Origin of the sequence: Sphingobium sp. TB-6, assembly GCF_012927365.1 — a bacterium.
Taxonomy (GTDB): Bacteria; Pseudomonadota; Alphaproteobacteria; order Sphingomonadales; family Sphingomonadaceae; genus Sphingobium.
On record NZ_JABBGL010000016.1, the window covers coordinates 31,390 to 49,491 of the forward strand.

Here is an 18,102-nt window from a genome sequence, read left to right on the forward strand (position 1 = left end):
CCGGATCAAACGCCATGTATAATTTTCTCGATGGCCTATCGATCATTGAGGCATCGTCATTCGTCGCCTCTCCCACGGCGGGCCTTTATTGCGCGCAATTTGGCGCACAGGTGATACGCGTCGACCAGATTGGCGGCGGCCCCGATTACCGGCGCTGGCCTGTGACGGCGGCGAATGATTCGCTCTATTGGGAGAATCTCAATCGTGCAAAAAAGTCAGTCGCGGTTGATCTTCGCAGGCCTGAGGGGCGTGAAATAGTGCAGGAACTCGTGAGGGCAACCGGCCAGTTCATCACCAATTTTCCGGTGGATGGTTTCCTGTCCCATGCCCTCCTCGCGCAGGGGTGTCCGGATCTTGTCACCTTGCGGATAATGGGATGGGCCGATGGCTCGCCCGCGCTCGATTACACCATAAACAATGCCGTGGGATACCCTATGCTGACTGGAACGGGCCCCGATCCGGTCAATCATGTCCTGCCCGCATGGGATCTCATTTCCGGCGCATACGGAGCATTCGCCATGCTTGCCGCGATGCAGTGGCGAAGCACCAGTGGCGAAGGATGCGAGATCCGGCTGCCGTTGTCAGACGTGGCGATTGGCACGGTCGCCAACCTCGGTGGACTTGCAGAAATGCTCTATACGGGCCGGGATCGTCCGCGCCTTGGCAATGCAGTTTATGGTTTGTTCGGTCGCGACTTCACCACGCGCGACGGGGTGCGGACAATGATTGTCGTTGCCACGCATCGCCAGTGGGCCCATTTGCTGGGGGCGCTGGGCCTTTCCGAAGATGTTGCGGCCATCGAACAAGAGCGCGGTGTTTCTTTCGAACAGGATGACGGCCTCCGATATACCTTGCGTGACATGCTCTATCCCTTGTTTGAACGGGCGATCCGGTCGCGTGATTACGCCGATCTGTCTACTGCCTTCGATGCGGGGGGAATCGTCTTTTCGCCCTATCGCAGGATGCTTGATGCGGTTCACGATCCAGCGCTGGTAGCGAACAATCCGATTTTCGGGATGGTGCCAAATCCCAGCGGCTTCGACTATCCCGCCGCGGGCACATTCGCCACCGTTCCCCAAATGCACCGTCGGGATCCTTGTCCCGCGCCGTGCAATGGCCAGCATACCGAAGAAGTCCTGGCGGATCTGCTCTCGCTGCCTGCCGCCGAAATCGCCCGCCTGATCGACGCAGGTATTGTGGGCAACATGGCGAGTGGAGACCCGAAATGACCCTTCGTCGCGCAGCCATTGTCATGCCGATCCGCACTGCGGTGGGCAAGTTTGGCGGCTCTCTTTCGCCGATGACTGCAGGCGAGCTTGGCGCAGTCATCCTCAAGGCCCTGATCGAGCGCACGAAGATCGATCCCGCCCGGGTCGACGATGTCGTGTTCAGTCAGGGATATGGCAACGGCGAGGCGCCGGCCATCGGCCACTGGTCATGGCTGGCTGCCGACCTGCCGCTTGAAGTCCCCGGCTATCAGCTCGACCGGCGCTGCGGTTCGGGGCTACAGGCGATCGTCAACGCCGCGATGATGGTGCAGACGGGGATGTCCGACGTTGTTGTCGCCGGCGGGGTCGAATCAATGTCCAACGTCGAACATTATTCAACCGACCTTCGCGGGGGCAAACGTTCCGGCAGTATCACCCTTCACGACAGGTTGACGCGCGGACGCCTTATGTCTCAGCCGACGGAGCGTTTTGGTGTTATCTCCGGCATGATCGAAACGGCCGAAAATCTTGCCAGGGATTATGACATCAGCCGGGAACAGGCAGATGCCTATGCCGTGCGCAGCCACCAGCGGGCCGCGGCCGCCTGGGCGAATGGAATGTTCGACGACGAAATCGTGCCGGTTGTGGTGCCGCAAAGAAAGGGCGCGCCTGCCATCTTCGCACACGATGAAGGTTATCGCGGCGACGCGACGATGGCTTCGCTCGGCGCGCTGAAGGCGATTGAGGGCGGCGTCGTAACCGCTGGCAACGCCAGTCAGCAGAACGACGCCGCTGCCGCTTGCCTTGTGGTGGCCGAAGACAAACTCGACGAACTGGGGGTGGAACCGATCGCCTTTTATCATAGCTCGGCCGCGGCGGGCTGTGATCCCAGTCGTATGGGAATTGGTCCCGTTCCTGCAGTGCAACGCTTGTTCGCCCGCAGCGGCCTTGGCTGGGGCGATATTGATCTGGTTGAGCTGAACGAAGCCTTCGCACCGCAAGTCCTGGCGGTTCTGAAAGGATGGGGCTGGTCGGATGACGACGGCCGGAACGAAATCCTCAATGTCAATGGTTCGGGTATATCGCTTGGCCACCCGATCGGTGCAACCGGTGGTCGTATTCTTGCCAACCTTACCCGCGAACTTGTGCGCACGAAAGGCCGCTACGGTCTTGAGACGATGTGCATCGGCGGCGGACAAGGCATCGCCGCAATCTTCGAGCGCGCGGCCTGAAGGTGGCTGATCTGCGCCAGGCCCTGAACGCCGCGAGAGACTATCGCGACTCGGTCAAGGCAGCGTTGGGCGCGCGCTTGGTGTCCGGAAGGATTGATGAGGAGCAGCGGGCCGCGCACGGTTATGCCTGGGTGGCCACGCTTGTGGCTGCGCTTGAAGCGGTGCTCGAATGGTCCGAAGCCAGGGGCAGCAAGAATGACTTTGACGCCAGGATCGCCACTCTGGCCTTCGCTGAATGCATTGGCCAGATCGGTGGCGGCCTGCCGATGGGCCAGAACGAAATCTTCCGCCCCGGCGACCTCGGACTTGGCAGCGCTGCCCGCACGCTTTTCGACCGGTGCGTGGACCTACTCGATGTGGACTATGCTGCAACCAGAGGCGAAGTGGCTGCAGCCCTGGCCCAGGGGCAATGGCCAAGCGAGTCGCTCGATGATGCCGAAGCCGACACGATCCGCGAGCAATACCGTCGCTTCACCAATGCTGTCATCGTGCCCCAGGCTCACGGATGGCATCTGGCGAATGATCTGATCCCCGAGGCAGTGATTCAGGCCATGGCCGATCTCGGTACATTCGGAGTCTGCATACCCGAAATCTATGGGGGACTTGGCCTCGGTAAGCTAAAGATGTGCATCATAACCGAGGAATTGTCGCGGGGCTGGATTGGCGCGGGCTCGCTTGGCACGCGGTCGGAAATCGCCGGCGAACTGATCGGCTTGAACGGCACCGAAGCGCAAAAGGCCTGGTGGTTGCCCAGGATCGCAAGCGGCGAGGTTTTGCCGTCAGCAGCCTTCACCGAACCCGACACCGGATCGGATCTTGGCTCCATTCAAACCCGCGCACGGCACGACGGCGATCACTGGGTCATCAACGGGGCGAAAAACTGGATTACCCATGCCAGCCGATCAGATCTGATGACGATGCTGGTGCGAACATTACCTGAAGCCAGGGGTTACGCCGGGCTGTCGATGTTGCTGGTGCCCAAGCCTCGGGGCACGAGCGATGACGGTTTCCCAGCCCCTGGCATGACCGGAAGCGAGATCGAGGTCCCCGGTTATCGCGGGATGCGCGAATATGCCCTGCAGTTCGATGCCATGACCGCGCCGGCAGACGCCCTGCTGGGCGGCGAGGAGGGGAAAGGGTTCAAGCAGCTCATGCGTACCTTCGAGGGCGCACGCATCCAGACCGCCGCGCGGGCTATCGGCGTCGCGCGGCGGGCCATCGAACTGGGCCTCGACTATGCCTTGGTTCGCAAGCAATTCGGCAGGGCCATCGTCGGGTTTCCGCGCGTGTCGGACAAGCTGGCGATGAGCCTTGTCGATTTTGTGATGGCGCGTGAACTCTGCTATGCTGCCGCGCGAGCCAGGGATTCGGACAAGCGCTGCGATATTGAGGCCGGCATGGCAAAGTTGCTTGCCGCTCGCGCCGCCTGGTCGAACGCCGACGCTGCGCTGCAGATCCACGGCGGCAATGGTTATGCCCTTGAATACGAGATCAGTCGCATCCTTTGCGATGCGCGCATCCTCAACATTTTCGAGGGCGCTGCGGAAATTCAGGCTCAGGTGATTGCCCGCGGCCTGACCGGGGATGATATATGACCACCCAGCCGTACGTACAATGGCAAAGCTGGATTGGTCGTGAAGAATTGCGTCACGACTATCTGGAACCCGCTGCCGCACGACGGTGGCTGGCGACTTTCGACCGCGTTGCGCCGGCAGATGGCAGCGTGCCGCAAGGCTATCATTGGTGCCTTTGCCTGCCAGACGCGCCAACAGCCGCATTGAGCGTGGATGGACATCCGGTGCGCGGCGGCGAAAGCAGCTTCATGCCACCACTTCCTCAGTCGCGCCGGATGTGGGCATCGAGCAGGATCGAATTTCTTTCGCCGTTGCTCATCGGCCAGAAGGTGCAGCGCAGATCGCGGATCAATTCCATCGCCGAAAAGCAAGGCGCGACCGGCAAGCTTGTTTTTGTCGAGATGGCACAGGAAATCCACTGCAAAGGCGAAATCTTCGTTCGCGAAACCCAAGCGATCGTTTATCGGGATCCCATGCCTTTGGGGCCCGCAGAGCTGCCGCGGCCGCCTGACATGACCTTCGACGGATCTCGATGGGTTGCGCACCGCGCGCTGGTCCCCTCGGAAGCCTTGCTGTTCCGATTTTCGGCGCTGACCTTCAACAGTCACCGGATTCATTATGATCGGGCCTACACCTGCGAAATCGAGGGGTATCGCGGCCTCGTCGTTCACGGTCCGTTGACGGCGACACTGCTGCTGGAACTCGCCCAGCAGCACTTCGGCGACAATGCGCTTCGGTGCTTCGATTGCCGAGCGGTGTCTGCCGCGATCTGCGGCGAGGAACTGCATTTGGCGCTTCGCGCGAACGGTAATAGTGTTCAGTTCGTCGCCCATGCGCGCGACGGCCGTCCGATCATGGTTGCCAGCGCCACCCTTTGACCACCTTCCAGGGAAATTGAAAGTGACAATCGATCCGCAAAAATTGCTCAACTTTCGTATTCCTGCGGTTCGTCAGACCGTCACTCCACGCGATGCTGCATTTTACGCCTTATCGATCGGGATGGGGCGAGATCCTACCGACCTCGCGCAGCTGCCATTCGTGGATCCCCTTCGTGGACCGGTTGCCATGCCCGGCATGGCGCTCGTTCTCGCGAGTCCCGGGTTCTGGCTGGGGCACCCTGATTCCGGTGTGGATCCGGTTTCCGTCCTGCATGCCGGTCAATCCATGGTACTGCTTGGCCCGGTTCCGGCAACTGGCGAAGTCGAAAGCACAACCCGCGTCACCCACATTGTCGACAAAGGCGTGGGCAAGGCCGCGTTGATATTCACCGAAACCAATATCCGCGATGATTGCGGCACCTGCTTTGCCTGTCTTGAACGTACGATCTTCATTCGCGGCGGCGGCGGGTTCGGAGGGGAAGGCGAAGCTCCGCGAAGTTCGCCGGTACCCGTGGCGGAAGGCAATGCCGCTCTTGTCATTGACCTGACGACCGGTCCCGAACAGGCCCTGATCTATCGTCTAAATGGAGATCTCAACCCGCTGCACAGCGATCCAGCAATCGCGGCGCGCGCCGGGTACAGGATGCCGATATTGCACGGCCTGGGCACGATGGGCATCATCGTTCACGCCATCCTCCGCGGGCGGCTCGGCTACCAGACCGAGCGCCTGCGCGCAGTGCAACTGCGTTTCGCCGCACCGGTGTTCCCTGGTGAAACCATCAGAACCGAAATCTGGAATAACGGCGCTTTTCGGGCATCGGTGCTCGAGCGCGACGTCATCGTTGCAGATCAAGGGTTTTTCACAATCTCTCCGGATGAGGGCGATGCAGTTTCTTAGTCCTTTCGAACCTCAACACTTTCACGAAATCCGCGACGGTGTGCGCCGGCTTTGTGAAAAGTTCCCGGGTGAATATTGGCGCAAGCTCGACGCTGATCGCGAATATCCGACTTCTTTTGTCGATGCGTTGACGAGCGCTGGCTATCTTTCGGTACTTATACCCGAGGAATATGGCGGATCAGGTCTGGGCCTTTCGGCTGCAGTTGCCATCCTTGAGACGATTCAAGCGATGGGTTGCAACGGAGCGGCATGCCATGCCCAGATGTATAACATGGCCATCATCCTTAGACATGGATCGGATGAGCAAAAGCGCCTTTATCTGCCCGCGATCGCAAGCGGCGCACTGCGCTTGCAGGCTTTCGGCGTAACCGAGCCGGGAAGCGGCTCCGATACCACTGCGTTAAGGACGACGGCAGTTCGCGATGGGGACTATTTCGTGGTGAGCGGCCAGAAAATCTGGACCAGTCGCGCCGAACACAGCGATCTCATGCTGCTGCTAGCGAGGACTTCGCCGCGCGATCAAGTGACGAAGAAAACCGACGGTCTTTCCATATTCATCGTCGATATGAACCAGGCTCGCACCGCGGGTTCGCTAACGATCCGGCCTATCCGCACCATGATGAACCATGCCACGACGGAACTTTTCTTCGACAGGATGCGCATCCCGGTCGCCAATCTCTTAGGCAAAGAAGGCAAGGGCTTTCATTGCATCCTTTCGGGCATGAATGCGGAAAGAGTTCTTATTGCTGCCGAATGCGTCGGTGATGCGAAATGGTTCACCCGAAAATCCATTGCTTATGCCAATCAACGGGTGGTGTTCGATCGCCCCATTGGCATGAACCAGGGCGTCTCTTTTCCGATCGCGCGAGCCCACGCAAATATGCGCGCTGCCGAGCTCATGGTCCATGAGGCCGCGCGCCTTTACGAAGCGGGGCTTGAACATGGACCCGAGGCGAACATGGCAAAAATGCTTGCCGCGGACGTAGCAGTCGAAGCGGGCAACGCCTGCATCCAGACATATGGCGGATATGGCTTTGCTGAGGAATACGACATCGAACGGAAATTTCGAGAGGCCCGCCTTTATCAGGTGGCACCTGTTTCGACCAATCTCATATTGTCATTCATCGCAGAGCATGTCCTGAAACTACCGCGAAGCTATTGAGGCGGCCACCACGCTCCGTCGTTTCCGCTCACTCGACACAACGACTGTTGCTGCGACCAGGCAGCGCAACACTGAAGAAGAAAGGTGGCCTACCCTAGAATGCGGCAATGCCAGTGAGTGCTCGACCAAGGATGAGCGCGTGTACATCGTGCGCGCCTTCATAGGTGTTGACGGTTTCCAGATTCACCATGTGCCGCATGACTTGATATTCATCGCTGATGCCATTACCGCCGTGCATGTCTCGGGCATGGCGCGCAATATCAAGCGATTTTCCGACATTGTTACGCTTGACGAGAGAGACCATCTCCGGCGCGAACCTGCCTTCGTCCATTAGGCGGCCGACACGCAATGAGGCTTGCAACCCTAGCGCAATGTCCGTTTGCATATCGGCGAGCTTCTTTTGATAAAGTTGGTTGGCGGCAAGCGGCTTTCCAAACTGGTGCCGATCAAGTCCATATTGGCGGGCTGCGTGCATGCAATATTCCGCGGCGCCGAGCGCTCCCCAACTGATCCCATAGCGTGCGCGGTTTAGGCAATCGAAGGGGCCCTTGAGACCCTGGACCCCGGGGAGCAAGGCTTCTTCGTCAACCTCAACCTCGTCCATCAAGATCATGCCGGTGGTCGAGGCACGCAGGCTGAGCTTGCCCTTGATCTTGGGAGCGGAAAGCCCCTTCAGGCCCTTTTCAAGCACGAAGCCGCAAATGGCCCCATCATGTGCTTCGCTCTTTGCCCAGACAACAAAGACGTCGGCGAAAGGAGCATTCGAAATCCATGTTTTTATGCCGGAAAGGACATAGCCACCATCAATCCTCTTCGCGATTGTGCGCATGCCCGCAGGATCAGATCCCGCATCAGGTTCTGTCAGGCCGAAGCAGCCGATCAGCGAGCCTGCGGCTAGGCCAGGCAGATATTTAAACCGCTGTTCTTCCGAGCCGAAAGCAAAAATCGGATACATGACGAGCGAGCTTTGCACCGATGCCATTGACCGATAGCCCGAATCCACGCGCTCAATCTCACGCGCGATCAGGCCGTAGGAGACATAGCCAGCTCCAGCACCGCCATAAGACTGTGGGATCGTCGCTCCAAGCAAGCCGGCTTGTCCCATGAGTGGAAACAACTCTGCTGCATCCAGCTCTTCGCGGAAGGCATTGATGACCCGGGGCTGAAGTTCCCCTTGCGCGAAGCCATGAGCCGCATCACGCACCATTCGTTCTTCTTCAGTCAGTTGATCGTCAAAGTTGAAGGGATCGCTCCAATTAAAGCGTGCCATTTCAGTCATACATTCAGCTCGTCATATAATGAAATTAAGTTCATATCCCGTAATGGCGAGGAGTTCTTCAACCGTTACCGCGAGTTTTGTGATTTGGGCGATAAGACTGAAAGTGAAACAATCCACGCAAATACCCGCATGCGGTTGTAGCGAGCTGAAATTCCCAGGAAGGCTACGCTGCCGAGCACAAGGCCAACCGGGCCAGCGAGGAAAGCTGGACCGAAAGCGCTTTTGTGGTGCGGCGAGCGGAACCAGACAACAGCGTAACTAAGCGATCACTTGTGTACCGTAGCTATCGATAATGACGACTATCAAACACAAGGTGCGTGCTCACCAAAGCAACCAGCTATCCGCATACTCCGTTGGCACCCTAGCAATTTCAGCCTTACGAACCCTGTCGACCTTTTCCGCCCAGCTTGATTTGACCTCAAAGTGCCTTGTTTTTGGCGGGTTCGGCCTTTGCGGGGGGAAGCTTCTGCGCCACGATGTGATCGTAGATCTGCTTGATCTCCGCGTCCGACAATTCGGTCGGTCGGAACGGCGGCATTTCGATCAGGCCCTGGCGAACGACCGAATGTAGGTAATCGTAATCTAAGTCCTTGCGACCGATGAGCGAAGGCACCGGAGCACCTTTTTCGGCCAGCAGCATGGTGCCACCGTGGCCCGGGCCGGGGTTGTGGCAACCTGCGCAGTAACGCTCATAATTCTCCGCACCGTCCACCACTGATTCGCCTTGTGCGGACGAACAGGCAGCAAGTGCAGCGAAAAGCGAAAGGGCGAGGAACTTATTCATTTTACCTCCGCAGGCATGGCGACGCATCGGCTCAGACCGAGGCAAAGATCGAGTTGGGATCAAGCGCCTGCTTGACCCGCGCATGCAGGGCCGAGCGGCCACCCTTTTCATAGGTCTTGGCAACCGCCGCCCCCAGCCCGGGGTCGGTCAGGATCTGGCCGAAGCCGGCCTCGGCCTGCGCGGCGATCAGGGCTTCGGCGCAGGTCTTGGCCCGTACCGCATCCTCGCCCTTCCCGGCGGCATGGGGCAGCACCTGGCGATGGTTGGCCGAACGCCAGATCGCGGTGGTTTCGCCAACGAAGTCGAAGCCGTTTTTGGCACAGATATCGCGCGACAGTTCATAGAGCTTGACGGCTTCCTCGCCATCCACAGGGCTGACCGGGTTGACCGTAAGCGCCATGTCGCCGCTCCAGCCTGCTGTCCTGGCCGGGGGATCGGCCACCACACCGGTCATAGTGCCCATCCGCCAGGCCCACAGCTTGGGATCGATGCCCTTGCCATCGGTAATCACCCTTGCGCCGCTGATCGACGAGAACGCGCCCTTGACCATGTCCCACAGGATCGCGACGTTGCCGGGCAGGCCATAGAGCGAGCCGTAAAGGTTCCAGTAGCCTAGTCCGAGCACCTCACCAGCGGCCTTGACCGCGCTTGCCGCCATCGGCCCCTGGCCCTCAAAATCGGCGCGGCGCTTGCCGAGCAGGGCCGCTTCGTGGAGCGCATTGCCCACCGCGACGCCATTGGCCACCACCATGTTGAGCTTGAGCGGCCCGAGCACGTCCAACAACGCGCCCAGATCGTCCTCCTTGGGGACCGAGACCATGAAGGTCTGGTGCGCCGGGGGCTGCGGCATCATCCACATGCCCACCTTGGTCACCACCCCGAAATCGGACTGGGTGAACAGGCCATCGACCCAAGGGCCATAGCCGAACTTGAACAGCTGCCAGCAGGTGCTCTTGGGCATGGCGCCCATGCCGGTGCGCACCATCTTGCCATCAGCCAGCATGACCTCGAGCCCGCACTGCATCAGGAAATGATCGGAATAGGGGGTGTAGCCGGGGCGGCGGTTGATGAAACTGGCGGCCACGCTTTCATCGGGATTGCCGGGAAAGTCGACCCACAACTTAATTCCCTTTTCCTTGATGTGGGCATCGAGCTGGCGGAAGGTGACGCCCGGTTCGACAAGGCAGGTGGCCAGTTCGTCATTGACCTCGAGGACCTTGTTCATCTTCTGCAGGTCAAGCACGATCACCTTGTCCTGTACGGCTTTTTCAAGTCCGTAGGCGCCGTTGCAGACCGTCTGGACCACACCGCCGCTGGTGCGCGCAGCTTCCAGCACCTTGGCGAGCTGGGCTTCATCGGCCGGAAGCACCACGCCTGCCGGTGCCATCCCTGGGACAGCATAGCGGGCCAGGGTCTGCGGGCTGGTATCGACGGCGGCCTTGCCGAGTGCCTGGGCGAGGGTGCCGAGCGTGGCCGTCTGGCGGGCTTGATCGATCATGGCGTTGGGAGCCTTATTGCTGGAGAATCTTGGGATAACGCTGGAGATCGCCGGCATCGACGGCGAAATCGGCCGAGCGCACAGCCGGGTCGATAGCGCGGGCCGGTTCGCTGTCGCGCCAGGAAAAGTTGCAGGTCGGGCAGCGCAGGATCGTCCACACGACCGCGCCGTCCTGCCTGCCCTGATGATCGGTGACAGCGCCGCTCGATTTGCAGCGCCCGCAGACGGTGGTGGTCATGACAGGGCTCCCAGCTGCATTTCGCGGATCCGCTTGCTCAGGGCGTCGATCTCGTCCCCGGTCGGCGGGGTGACAAGGTGCGCTTCACCCACCGGATCGGGCGGGAGATAGCTGGTCGCGTCGATGATCAGGCGGTGCCCCTTGCCCGGGACCACTGCCGAAGGATCGATCGGCACGGCAGGCATGTTGGGCAGCACGATGATATCGTCCGCACGGGTGCGGGTCGAAAGCGCCCACATCACCTGGTTGAGATCGAACGGATCGACATCGGCATCGACCATAATCAGGTTCTTGAGGTACATCACGCCGTGCGGCGTGCTCAGCGCGCGCAGCGCGACCGTCTTGGCAAAACCGGCCATGCGGTTCTTGACCGAGATGATCCCGGTCAGTCCGTGCTGGTAAAGCGCGTTGACCGCGGTGACTTCGGGGAAGCTCTGGCGCAGCTGGGCATAGATCGGGGCGGAGGTGTGCAGGCCGATCAGCGTATCGTGCTCGGTCCAGCCGCGCCCGATGTAAATGTTCTCGAAGATCGGATCGCGCCGGTGCGACACCGCCGTGACCTTGAAGATCGGCGCCTTGCGCACGCCGCTGTAGGAACCGGGGAATTCGCCGAACGGCCCTTCCAGCTCGCGTTCACCCAGTTGCAGTTCGGCCTCTATCACGATTTCGCTGTCGGCCAGGATGTCGATCCCGTTGCCCGATTTGGTCAGCCGGATTGGCGCGCCCATCATCGCCGAGGCATAGGAATATTCCGATTCCTCGTAGCCGATCGGGGTGGCAGCAAACACCGCAAGGCCGGGATGATTACCCAGCATGACCGCAATCTTTAGCGGAACGCCTTCCCGTTCGGCCGCCATGATCTGACGTCCCATGTCGTGGGAGGGGATCGTCATCAGGGTGAAGCTGTCCGGCCCTTGGATCTGCAGGCGATAGATGCCGACATTCTGCTTGCCGAAATTGTCTGGATCGAGCGGATCGCGCGAGGCGACCGAGGCCTTGCCGATGTAGAACCCGCCATCATATTCGTTGATCCGATAGACCGGCAGGACATCGTAAAGGTTGATGTCCTGTTCGATCCGGCATTCGTGCACCGGGGCCTGGGCTTCTGGGACAAAGCTGATTTGCGCTTCCTGATCGCCCCAGCGGCCGGCGATCTCGAAGAAAAGCTCGCGGATGGTCGTGCCTTTAGGTCGGCCCAGCAGCAGGGCGATATTGTCCCACGAACCATGGACGCCCACCGCCAAGCGCTTGCCGGGGTAACCGGTGATATTGTCGAATACGATCGCCGGCGCGCCGTTGGCATCGCGCGATGCGGCGACGGCTATGTTGCGCACGCCGGGTTCGGGCATCACCGCATCGCTCCAGGTGATCGCCTGGCCGGCATCCTCGAGCAGTTCGAGGAAGTCGCGCAGCGACGAGATCGAGCGGGCGCGGTTAGGGAGATCGTTCATGGTCATTCGTTCCCGCCTGTCAGTGTCCGCCCTCAGTCGCCGACTGGATCGTGACCCATTTCCATTCGGTCATGATCTCGAGATCGGCTTCGGTCCCTTCGCGCCCGAAACCTGACGCTTTGGTTCCGCCGAACGGGACGTGGGGCTCGTCGTGAAGGGTCGGCGCGTTGATGTGGACCATCCCCGCTTCGGCACGTTGGGCAAAGGCCAGAGCCTTGTCGAGATCGCGGGTGAAGATCGACGCGCTGAGGCCGTATTCGGTGTTGTTGGCGAGTTCGAGCACTTCCTCAAGTGTGTTGAACGGAAAGAGCGAGGTGACCGGGCCGAAGGTCTCTTCCTCGAACACGGTCATTTCGGCTGTAACGCCGCGCAGTACCGTCGCTGAGCATACGTTTCCGTTCCACTCAGCACCGGCTAGCAGTTCTGCGCCCTTGGACCGGGCATCGTCGATGTGGCGGCAGACCCGGTCGCGCTGGCGTTCGGAAATTATCGGGCCCAGCATGGTGGTAGGATCGCGCAGGTCGCCGCTCTTGGCGCGGCCTGTCGCGGCGGCGAAGGCCTTGGCGAACTGGTCGAAGATCGACTGTTCCACATAGATCCGCGAAGCCCCCATGCAGACCTGGCCCTGGTACATGAAGATGCTGAACAGCGCGGCGTTGACCGCCTTGTCCAGATCGGCATCGGCGCAGATCACCAGCGGGCTCTTGCCGCCCAGCTCCAGCGTGTACTTCTTGAGGTTGCGGGCCGCGATTTCGGCGATGTGCTTGCCGACGCGCGAGGACCCGGTGAAGGTTATCGATGCGACCTTGGGATGGCCGGTCAGCACGTCGCCGATCTCCGCGCCATTGCCGTAGACCACGTTGAACAAGCCGTCGGGAACGCCGGCCTCCTTCCACAATTTAGCGAGCAGATCGGCGATCATTGGCGCGGCTTCCGAGGGTAGCAGCACGAAGGCGTTGCCTGTGGCCAGGGCCATGGCCGACTGTTTGATCCCCTTGATCAGCGGCACGTTGAACGGGGTAATCCCGGCGACCACACCGACCGGCTGGCGCAGGCTCATGCTGAACCGCCCAGGGGTGTCCGAAGGGATCGTTTCCCCCCGAATCCGGCGCGGCACGCCGATCGCCGCGCGCAGGAAGCTGACCGCGAAGCGGGTTTCGAACCCGGCCTTGGCGATCGGCGAACCGATTTCGTCGACCAGCACGTCGGCGAATTTGGCGGTATCGCGCTCCATGATTTCGGCGGCTTTCGCGATCCACCCTTCGCGCACTGCGGCGGGCAGATCGCGATGCTGGAGATAGGCCTGATGCGCGTTCTCCACGGCGCGGTTCACGTCTTCCGCGGTGCCGGCGGGGACCCGGGAATAGACCGAATCGTCGACCGGGTTGAGATCGTCGAAATAGGCCCCGCCCGTTGCAGCCACGGCGGTGCCGCCAATCCAGTGCTCAATTTGCGTCATGGTCGTCAATCCTTGAAGTCTTTGTTCAGCCGGCCGTGTGATTGCGCTTGGTTGCGCATCGCCTGGGGCCATATCCCCTGCTTGCCGGGGGAGAGGATGCCGTTGGGGTCTAGCACGTCCTTGAGACGGTGGTGCAGGTCCCACAGCGCCCCATCGTTGTGCTTATAGGTCTTGGCGATCTGGTCCATGAAGGCGAGGTGGGTGCGGTATTCGCCGAAGCCCGCACCGGCTGCCTCGTCTACCAGCTTGCCGAACAGGTCATAGGCGCTCTTGCGCATGCCGTCGTCGGCGCGATCGTACATGATCATCAGGATGTGGTGCATGTCGCGCCAGCCGACCAGGAATTCGCCGATATAGTCGAACCCGAAATCGTGGCAGCGTTGCTTGATCAAGTTGTATTGGCTCAGCGCTTCCTTGCCGTCGGGTGCCGAGATTGGCGAAAAGTTGATGTGCCCGCCGCCGCCGATCCAGTTCATGATGCTGAACTCGGTCATGTTGGGTTCACCGCGCATCAGCTGGACGCGATAGTCCCAGGCGGGGTCGTTCTCGCGGTCAAGGTGCAGTTTGGCACCCGGAATGCTCATCATCGCTGCCTCGACGAGCTTCCAGTTGTTCTCGATGATCGGTGGCGGGCCATAGAGCGCTGCGTAGAAGTTCCACATGCCTAACCCATGATCCGACGCGATCTTTTTGCGGATCGAATCCGGGATAGGGCCCTTGCCGTCGAAGTAATGGCGACGCGTGGTCTTGGCGGACACTTCCCACAACAGATCGACCGCCACAGCGGCGTTCGGGATAACCTGGTTGATTTTCAGCGGCAGCACCGCATCGAAGATTGCGGCAAGGTCTTCCTCGCGCTCGTAAGTGATCATGAACGGCTTGTAGCCCGGCGGTTCGGGCATCAACCAGATACCCATCTTGGTCACAATGCCGAAATTGGACTGGGTGAACATGCCATCAAAATGCGGACCGGCGGCATGCTTGGTGGATTGCCAATGCTGCGACCCCTCGATCGCGCCCTGACCGGTGCGGACGACCTTACCGTCGGCAAGGACCACTTCCATGCCGCACTGCATGACGAAGTGATCGCCGTAGGGGGTGTAACCCGCGCCATGTTCAAGCGCGTTGCCCATGACGCCGCCCCAACCTGGTGCCGCAGGATCGACCCAAAGCTTGCTGCCGATCTTGCGCAGATGGCGGTGAAGCTGAAAATAGGACACGCCTGGTTCGACCAGCGCATAGCCGTATTTCTCGTTGACTTCGAGAATGCGGTTCATCCGCTTGAGGTCGAACATGACATAACCGGACTGGCGCGGGGCCGGGCCACCATAAGCGAAATTGCGGCCGTTGCCGAATGTCCAGATCGGCAGCTTGTAAGCGTTGAATACCTTCAGCGCCTGCTGAATCTGTTCCATGTTGGCCGGTGCCACGGCAGCCGAGGGCAGCATCTCGCCATCGGCCAGCGGTGAATAGGCGTCGCGATAGGCCGACAGCGGCAGTTCATCGACGAAGACCCATTCCTTGCCGACGATAGCCGCTAATTCGTCCAGAGCCTTGGTAAAGGTTGCGGCGTCGACCCCTTGTGGCATGCGCGTACTCACGACTGCTGTACTCCCACTTCGAATGCCCATGAAACCAGCATGCCGGGGCTCTTGCCACCGAGGCCGCAATGTCCTGACTGGCACCGCAGTTCGGCATCCTGGCGATCGCCGACGAGCGCATCCTGCATGTGGTGGGCAAGAACGCTGGGCCAGCCGACGCTGGCCCGCGCAAGCAGCGTTGGCGCGCCGACAGTCTGGTGTTCCCAGCGCAGCTTGCGGTATTGATGGGTCCACTGCAGTAGCGGGCGGGCGCCGCCGGCCACAAGGATCTGCCCGGCGATCATCGCCGCGGGATCGGAAGTAAGGCCGACCAGCACGCCTTCAACCGCTTCAAGTTCATGCAGCAGGCCGTTGAAGCTCCGGTCGATCCGGACAACCTGCGCTGCGCGCCCCGAATTGATAAAGGTTTCGGCAAATAGTCGACTTTCGGGAACGTGCGTCTCTTCGATGACGATGATCTTGCGCGGCCGCTGAGCAAAAGCGCTGCGGCCGATTCCCAGACCGGCAACGACAGCACCCACGGCGCCACCGCTCACGACGGTGCGACGGCTGACATCCCACGCCATTCTCAATTCCCTTCCATTTGCCCAGCACCCGAAACAAGGCTTGCCGCCTCTTTGCTAAGGCCTTGCCAGCGTTTCTCCGACTTCAAATGAAGCCCGAACAGATCCAGTACCCGCATGCAGCTGTGATCGACCACGTCGGCCAGCGAGGTCGGCCGCGCATAGAAAGCCGGCACCGGGGGGAAGATCATCGCCCCCATTTCGGTGCAGGCCGTCATGTTGCGCAGGTGCGCCAGGTTGAGCGGCGTTTCGCGGGTGATCATCACAAGGCGGCGCCGTTCCTTCAGCATCACGTCGGCCGCACGGGTGATAAGGTTGTCGGACAGGGCGTGCGCCACCGCGCCCAGCGTGCGCATCGAACAGGGCGCGATCGCCATGCCTTCGCACACGAACGAACCGCTGGCGATCGAGGCGCCGACGTTGCGGACGTTGTGCACCACATCGGCCAGTGCTTCGAGCCGGGCCTTGCCTTCGGGCAGTTCCTCGCGAATGTTGAGCAGCGCCGCCGGAGACATCACCAGATGGGTTTCCCAACCGCCCGTCTCGCGCAGTAGCTCAAGCAGGCGAAGGCCATAGACCGAGCCGGTTGCGCCGGTCATCCCCACGACCATGCGCTTCACGGCAGGACACTTTCCTGCGCGTTCTGGGCGGTCAAGGTAGCATAAGGCCTAACCCTGAAGGGCATGCTGAATTCCGTCTCCCACTCTTTTGCCGACATCATACAATGCATTCCGCATTGAGCAACGAAAATCTTGACTCCTCGGGACCGCATTCCGCTTACACCGGACTCTCGTTCCGGACCCCAACACTGATGGTCTTCATCTCCAAGAATTCTTCAATACCGTGTCGCGAACCTTCTCGGCCAAGTCCCGATTCCTTGATGCCGCCAAACGGTGCGGTCTCGGTCGAGACGATGCCGCTGTTTAAGCCGACCATCCCGGTCTCAAGTCCTTCGGAAACCCGCCAGGCGCGGTCAATGTCGCGGGTGAAGGCATAGGCCGCCAGCCCCGAGCGCGTGGCGTTGGCAAGCGTTAGCGCTTCGACCTCGGTTTCGAAACGGAACACCGGGGCAACCGGCCCGAAAGTCTCCTCGTCCGCTAGCCGCATCGCCGGGCTCGCTCCGGTCAGAACAGTTGGTTGGAAGAACAGCTCTCCGGCCTCGTGTCCCTTGCCGCCTGTGACCAGCTGGGCACCTTGCGCCACGGCGTCGGCGACATGCCCGTGAACCTTGGCCAAGGCTGATGCGGTGATTAACGGTCCCTGGTCGGTTGCACCTTCAAGGCCGTTGCCGACCCGGAACGCGGAGACCCTGGCGGCCAGCGCCTCGACGAAGCGGTCATGAATGCCGCTCTGCACCAGGATCCGGTTGGCGCAAACGCAGGTCTGTCCGGTGTTACGGAATTTCGATGCGATCACCCCCTCGACCGCCTGATCGAGATCGGCATCGTCGAACACTAGCAGCGGGGCATTGCCGCCCAGTTCCATCGAAACCCGTTTCAGGGTGGTGGCGCATTGCGCAGTCAGCAGCTTGCCAACCGCGGTCGAACCGGTGAAAGTGAACTTGGTGACATCGGGATGGCTGGTCAGGACCGATCCGATCGCGGGTGCATCCCCGCAGACCACGTTGAACACGCCGGGCGGAATGCCCGCTTCGAGAGCGAGCTTTGCCAGAGCGCAAGCGGTCAGCGGGGTGAGTTCGGACGGTTTGAGGGTCACGGTGCAGCCCGCCGCCAGTGCAGGCGCGACCTTGCGGGTGATCATCGCGGCGGGAAAGTTCCACGGCGTAATGGCGCCAGCCACGCCGACCGGCTGACGGATCACGATAATCCGCCGCTCGGAACTGGCCGGAATGACCTCGCCATAGACACGGCGCGCCTCTTCGGCGAACCACTGGATGAAGCTTGCGGCGTAATCGACCTCGCCCAGCGCTTCGGCCAGCGGTTTGCCCTGTTCGGCGGTCATCAGCAGGGCCAGATCCTCGCGATGCAGCTGGACCAGTGCTAGCCAGCCCTGCAGCAGTCGGACACGCTCTTGCGCGGATCGCTTTCGCCAATCGGCATAGGTGCGGGAATTGCTTTCGATCGCCTGGCGAGTTTCGGCTTCGCCCAGTAGGCCAACTGTTGCGAGCGTCTTGCCGGTGGCGGGGTTCGTGACATCAAAGGTGGAGCTGGCTTCTACTGATTTCCCGTTGATGATCGACTGGTTGGTCAGAAAATCGCTGCGGTGGAGTGGAGGGATTGTGACAGCCAATGTCTGAACTCCTGTGGCCGCAGGACC

At 60.8% G+C, this 18,102-nt stretch carries 16 protein-coding genes; 6 read left to right on the plus strand and 10 right to left on the minus strand.

What is annotated here, in order from left to right; genetic code table 11:
- Nucleotides 1–14 precede the first annotated feature (14 nt).
- Genes HHL26_RS18330 through HHL26_RS18355 form a run of 6 tightly spaced genes read left to right on the plus strand, consistent with a single transcriptional unit; the run spans nt 15 to nt 6,952 of the window.
- The gene (locus HHL26_RS18330) at nt 15–1,229 is read left to right on the plus strand and encodes a CoA transferase (RefSeq protein WP_008828106.1); all 1,215 of its coding nucleotides are present in this window, start codon (nt 15–17) and stop codon (nt 1,227–1,229) included.
- Nucleotides 1,226–2,440 (plus strand): acetyl-CoA C-acetyltransferase, encoded by a 1,215-nt coding sequence (locus HHL26_RS18335; RefSeq protein ID WP_008828107.1) that lies wholly within the window; start codon nt 1,226–1,228, stop codon nt 2,438–2,440. Before HHL26_RS18330 ends, HHL26_RS18335 begins: the two co-directional genes overlap by 4 nt.
- A gap of 2 nt (nt 2,441–2,442) precedes the next feature.
- A complete protein-coding gene (locus HHL26_RS18340; protein ID WP_008828108.1) occupies nt 2,443–4,035 on the plus strand; it encodes an acyl-CoA dehydrogenase family protein in 1,593 nt (530 codons plus the stop codon).
- Complete coding sequence (locus HHL26_RS18345; protein ID WP_024018969.1) at nt 4,032–4,892, plus strand: MaoC family dehydratase N-terminal domain-containing protein; 861 nt, start codon at nt 4,032–4,034, stop codon at nt 4,890–4,892. The genes HHL26_RS18340 and HHL26_RS18345 overlap by 4 nt, the downstream gene beginning before the upstream one ends.
- 22 nt (nt 4,893–4,914) lie before the next feature.
- Nucleotides 4,915–5,790 carry a MaoC/PaaZ C-terminal domain-containing protein gene (locus HHL26_RS18350; protein ID WP_037517491.1) on the plus strand — a complete coding sequence of 292 codons (876 nt, stop codon included), beginning with the start codon at nt 4,915–4,917 and terminating at the stop codon, nt 5,788–5,790.
- The gene (locus tag HHL26_RS18355) at nt 5,777–6,952 is read left to right on the plus strand and encodes an acyl-CoA dehydrogenase family protein (protein ID WP_031308881.1); all 1,176 of its coding nucleotides are present in this window, start codon (nt 5,777–5,779) and stop codon (nt 6,950–6,952) included. The genes HHL26_RS18350 and HHL26_RS18355 overlap by 14 nt, the downstream gene beginning before the upstream one ends.
- Nucleotides 6,953–7,046: 94 nt before the next feature.
- On the opposite strand, the gene HHL26_RS18360 is transcribed toward HHL26_RS18355, so the two are convergent.
- From HHL26_RS18360 to HHL26_RS18405, 10 genes are all read right to left on the minus strand, one after another.
- A complete protein-coding gene (locus HHL26_RS18360) occupies nt 7,047–8,231 on the minus strand; it encodes an acyl-CoA dehydrogenase (RefSeq protein ID WP_008828112.1) in 1,185 nt (394 codons plus the stop codon).
- 418 nt (nt 8,232–8,649) lie between these two features.
- Complete coding sequence (locus tag HHL26_RS18365) at nt 8,650–9,015, minus strand: cytochrome c (RefSeq protein ID WP_008828113.1); 366 nt, start codon at nt 9,013–9,015, stop codon at nt 8,650–8,652.
- Between the two features lie 31 nt (nt 9,016–9,046).
- Nucleotides 9,047–10,513 carry an FAD-binding oxidoreductase gene (locus tag HHL26_RS18370; RefSeq protein ID WP_008828114.1) on the minus strand — a complete coding sequence of 489 codons (1,467 nt, stop codon included), beginning with the start codon at nt 10,511–10,513 and terminating at the stop codon, nt 9,047–9,049.
- 13 nt (nt 10,514–10,526) lie between these two features.
- Complete coding sequence (locus tag HHL26_RS18375; RefSeq protein WP_008828115.1) at nt 10,527–10,751, minus strand: non-oxidative hydroxyarylic acid decarboxylases subunit D; 225 nt, start codon at nt 10,749–10,751, stop codon at nt 10,527–10,529.
- Nucleotides 10,748–12,202, minus strand: a complete 1,455-nt coding sequence (locus tag HHL26_RS18380) for a non-oxidative hydroxyarylic acid decarboxylases subunit C (protein ID WP_226869789.1) — start codon at nt 12,200–12,202, stop codon at nt 10,748–10,750. The genes HHL26_RS18375 and HHL26_RS18380 overlap by 4 nt, the downstream gene beginning before the upstream one ends.
- 19 nt (nt 12,203–12,221) lie before the next feature.
- Complete coding sequence (locus HHL26_RS18385; RefSeq protein ID WP_008828117.1) at nt 12,222–13,661, minus strand: aldehyde dehydrogenase family protein; 1,440 nt, start codon at nt 13,659–13,661, stop codon at nt 12,222–12,224.
- A 5-nt stretch (nt 13,662–13,666) separates the two neighbouring features.
- Nucleotides 13,667–15,250 (minus strand): FAD-binding oxidoreductase, encoded by a 1,584-nt coding sequence (locus HHL26_RS18390; protein ID WP_008828118.1) that lies wholly within the window; start codon nt 15,248–15,250, stop codon nt 13,667–13,669.
- A gap of 8 nt (nt 15,251–15,258) precedes the next feature.
- A complete protein-coding gene (locus tag HHL26_RS18395; protein ID WP_008828119.1) occupies nt 15,259–15,828 on the minus strand; it encodes a hypothetical protein in 570 nt (189 codons plus the stop codon).
- Between the two features lie 2 nt (nt 15,829–15,830).
- Nucleotides 15,831–16,436: a UbiX family flavin prenyltransferase gene (locus HHL26_RS18400; protein WP_206377528.1), complete on the minus strand. Its 606-nt coding sequence runs from the start codon at nt 16,434–16,436 to the stop codon at nt 15,831–15,833.
- A 166-nt stretch (nt 16,437–16,602) separates the two neighbouring features.
- Complete coding sequence (locus HHL26_RS18405) at nt 16,603–18,075, minus strand: NAD-dependent succinate-semialdehyde dehydrogenase (RefSeq protein ID WP_008828121.1); 1,473 nt, start codon at nt 18,073–18,075, stop codon at nt 16,603–16,605.
- Nucleotides 18,076–18,102 lie beyond the last annotated feature (27 nt).

What these genes read in the sequence shown, in the direction of transcription:
- HHL26_RS18330 (WP_008828106.1), top strand. Translation starts at nt 15, where the DNA reads ATGTATAATTTTCTCGATGGCCTATCGATCATTGAGGCATCGTCATTC.
- HHL26_RS18335 (WP_008828107.1), top strand. Translation starts at nt 1,226, where the DNA reads ATGACCCTTCGTCGCGCAGCCATTGTCATGCCGATCCGCACTGCGGTG.
- HHL26_RS18345 (WP_024018969.1), top strand. Translation starts at nt 4,032, where the DNA reads ATGACCACCCAGCCGTACGTACAATGGCAAAGCTGGATTGGTCGTGAA.
- HHL26_RS18355 (WP_031308881.1), top strand. Translation starts at nt 5,777, where the DNA reads ATGCAGTTTCTTAGTCCTTTCGAACCTCAACACTTTCACGAAATCCGC.
- HHL26_RS18360 (WP_008828112.1), bottom strand. Translation starts at nt 8,231, where the DNA reads ATGACTGAAATGGCACGCTTTAATTGGAGCGATCCCTTCAACTTTGAC.
- HHL26_RS18365 (WP_008828113.1), bottom strand. Translation starts at nt 9,015, where the DNA reads ATGAATAAGTTCCTCGCCCTTTCGCTTTTCGCTGCACTTGCTGCCTGT.
- HHL26_RS18370 (WP_008828114.1), bottom strand. Translation starts at nt 10,513, where the DNA reads ATGATCGATCAAGCCCGCCAGACGGCCACGCTCGGCACCCTCGCCCAG.
- HHL26_RS18375 (WP_008828115.1), bottom strand. Translation starts at nt 10,751, where the DNA reads ATGACCACCACCGTCTGCGGGCGCTGCAAATCGAGCGGCGCTGTCACC.
- HHL26_RS18380 (WP_226869789.1), bottom strand. Translation starts at nt 12,202, where the DNA reads ATGAACGATCTCCCTAACCGCGCCCGCTCGATCTCGTCGCTGCGCGAC.
- HHL26_RS18385 (WP_008828117.1), bottom strand. Translation starts at nt 13,661, where the DNA reads ATGACGCAAATTGAGCACTGGATTGGCGGCACCGCCGTGGCTGCAACG.
- HHL26_RS18390 (WP_008828118.1), bottom strand. Translation starts at nt 15,250, where the DNA reads ATGCCACAAGGGGTCGACGCCGCAACCTTTACCAAGGCTCTGGACGAA.
- HHL26_RS18395 (WP_008828119.1), bottom strand. Translation starts at nt 15,828, where the DNA reads ATGGCGTGGGATGTCAGCCGTCGCACCGTCGTGAGCGGTGGCGCCGTG.
- HHL26_RS18400 (WP_206377528.1), bottom strand. Translation starts at nt 16,436, where the DNA reads ATGGTCGTGGGGATGACCGGCGCAACCGGCTCGGTCTATGGCCTTCGC.